Annotated in this window: 3 protein-coding genes; all 3 read right to left on the bottom strand. The window is 72.3% G+C overall.

Annotation, left to right across the window (positions count from 1 at the left end; translation table 11 throughout):
* Positions 1-748, bottom strand: a 748-nt coding sequence (locus ACIRR9_RS55940; RefSeq protein WP_403769812.1) for an amidohydrolase family protein, incomplete at its 3' end; no start/stop codon positions are given.
* A complete protein-coding gene (locus ACIRR9_RS55935) occupies positions 745-1,632 on the bottom strand; it encodes an NAD(P)-dependent oxidoreductase (RefSeq protein WP_403769809.1) in 888 nt (295 codons plus the stop codon). The genes ACIRR9_RS55940 and ACIRR9_RS55935, both read right to left, overlap by 4 nt.
* Entirely contained in the window at positions 1,629-1,967 is a 339-nt protein-coding gene (locus ACIRR9_RS55930) for an antibiotic biosynthesis monooxygenase family protein (RefSeq protein ID WP_365340297.1), read from the bottom strand. The genes ACIRR9_RS55935 and ACIRR9_RS55930 overlap by 4 nt, the downstream gene beginning before the upstream one ends.
* Positions 1,968-2,426 lie beyond the last annotated feature (459 nt).

The raw sequence follows: 2,426 nt of genomic DNA, 5'->3' as shown, positions 1-2,426 counted from the left end.
GGGGGGGGGCCCGGGGGGGGGGGGGGGGGGGGGGGGGGGGGGGGGCGGGGGGGGGGGGGGGGGGGGGGGGCCCCCCCCGCCCCCGGGGGGGGGCCCCCGCCGCCGTCTGCAGGCGCTCCGGCAGCAGCGCCATCGCGCCGCCGCCGGTCGCACCGATCAGCCGTAGATCCGGGTACTTGTCCAGCCATCCCGCGAAGGCGATCATGGCCATGCCCATGGTGACGTCGCCGAACCGGCCGATCTGTTCGACGAAGCCGATCTCGTCGACCCGTTCCGTGCCGACCGGTTCGGCCGGGGCGTGTACCAGGACCGGCACCCCCGCCTCCGCGGCCAGCGCGAAGAAGGAGTCGGCGCGCGGGGAGCCGAGCAGCTCCCCGTGCACGCTGGACGTGGTGATCAGGCCGACGAAGGCCGGGTCCTCCAGGGTCTCCCGTACCCCGTCGAGGTGATCGTCGTCACCGAACGGGTTGGCGTACACATAGCCGCGCAACTGGTCGGGGAACCTGGCGATCAACCCCGACATCCAGGCGTGGAAACTGCGCAGCCGGTCTCTTGGTTGCGCGTAGTTGTCCACGCCCGGTACCCGCGCCATCGCGCCGGCGCCGACGGGGCTGCCGATGATGGTGAGGTCGATGCCGGCCTCGGCGCGAGCGGCGAGCATGCCGTCGACGTCGGTCAGGCTCGGGGGCATGGGGAAGCGTTTGGCCGCCTCCGGCGGGGAGAGATGTCCGTGGATGTCGATGATCACGTGTCGCTACCCGGTTTCGGTGTGAGTGCGCGGGTGACCGCGGCACAGTCCTGGTCGCCCAGCCCCTGCTCGATGGCATGGACGTGGGTCTCTGCCGCGGCGGTCGCCAGCGGCAGACTCAGGCCGACTGCCGCCGCCTGCTTGGTAGCGAGCATGAGGTCCTTCGCCATCAGCCGCAGCCGGAAGTCCGGCTCTTCGAAGCGGCCGGAACCCAGGCGCCTCGACTTGAACGCCATGACCGGAGAGGCGAAACCGCTGCCCGCGATGGTCTTGAGGACCAGCTGCCGGTCTAGGCCGCAGGCGGTCGCCAGTTCGGTGACCTCGGCCAGGGCCTGCACCTCGATGCCCATCAGGAGGTTGAGGCACAGTTTCATCCGCATGCCGGAACCGAGTGCGCCCAGATGGACTACCTCCTTGCCCAGCGCCTCCAGCAGCGGGCGGCAGGCGTCGAACGTCTGCTCCTCGCCGCCGACGAAGAGCCGGAGCTCGCCGTCACGGGCATGGTCGCGGTTGCCGAGCATGCCGACGTCCACGACCGAGGGGATGTCCCCGGCGATCTGGAGGACCTCTTCGGGGGAGACGGTGCTGGCGCAGATGAGCACCCCGGGGTAGGGGCCCTTGGACAGGACGCCGTCGGGTCCGCGCAGCATGGAGCCGAGGGCTTCGCCGTCGGCGACGACGCAGATGGCGGCGCTCGTGCCCGCGACGGCGTCGGCGGGGTGTGCGGCGACGAAGGCGCCTGCCCCGGCAAGCGGTTCGGCCCGCTCAGCGGTACGGTTCCAGACCCGGACCTGTATTCCCCGGTCGAGGAGGCGGGTGGCCAGGCCGGTGCCCATCGTGCCGAGCCCGAGTACGGCGACGGGGCCGTTGGCGGTGCGCGTCATGACGTCACTCCCTTGGTCTCCTTGACGACCCGGAACCGCAGCGACTGCGTCGAGTCGACCCACTCGCGCAGCGGAGCCACCAGTGCGCGGTGCTCAGCGCTCTGCTGCCAGGCGAAGAAGTGCTCGGCCGTCTGCCACTCGCTGGTGATGACCCACTGCCGGGAGTCGTCCACGGGGGCTCCCAGCCTCTCGACGATGTGGCCGGGGGTCCGGGCGACGGACTTGCGGAGCTGGTCGTACAGATCCAGGAACCCCTGCTCGCCGCCCTCGATCACTCGGACGGTGAAGACGACGCTCAGCTTGTCGGCCGGCCGGCCGTCGTTCCTCGTGCCCATGTCTCCTCCTGAGGGTGAGATCCGGCAGGACACGACTTCCACGGCCTCATGCCCCCCGTCCGGACGCAACTCCGAATGGGGCACGGACCAACGGGGACAAGGGGACAACGGTCCGTGATTGCTCTGTACGGGTGAGTGACGAGGCGGTGTGTTTCGCCGACTGCCGGGCCCGGATGGCCGCACTCGAATGGGGGTCTGCACCGCCCGGTGCGTGGCGGGGAGACCAGGGCCCATTTCGGGATCGGCAACCGCCCGCGGGAGCTGGACGAGTGGGGCGGCTACCCGGCGTGCGAGCGGTTCCCCGCCTCGAAGGGGCGTTCCTTGTCGCGGAGGCGACCGGCGCCCTGACGCCGCAGGCGGGGGGGGGGCGGGGGGGGGGCCCCGCGGGCGCGGCGGGGGGGGTAGGCGTGGCAGGGGTGTGTGGGGGGGGCGGGGAGGGGTGCGCCCACCCCCGCCCCC

It is taken from the genome of Streptomyces sp. NPDC101234 (genome assembly GCF_044767525.1).
GTDB lineage: Bacteria > Actinomycetota > Actinomycetes > Streptomycetales > Streptomycetaceae > Streptomyces > Streptomyces sasae.
This window is presented reverse-complemented; position numbering and strand designations above follow the sequence as displayed.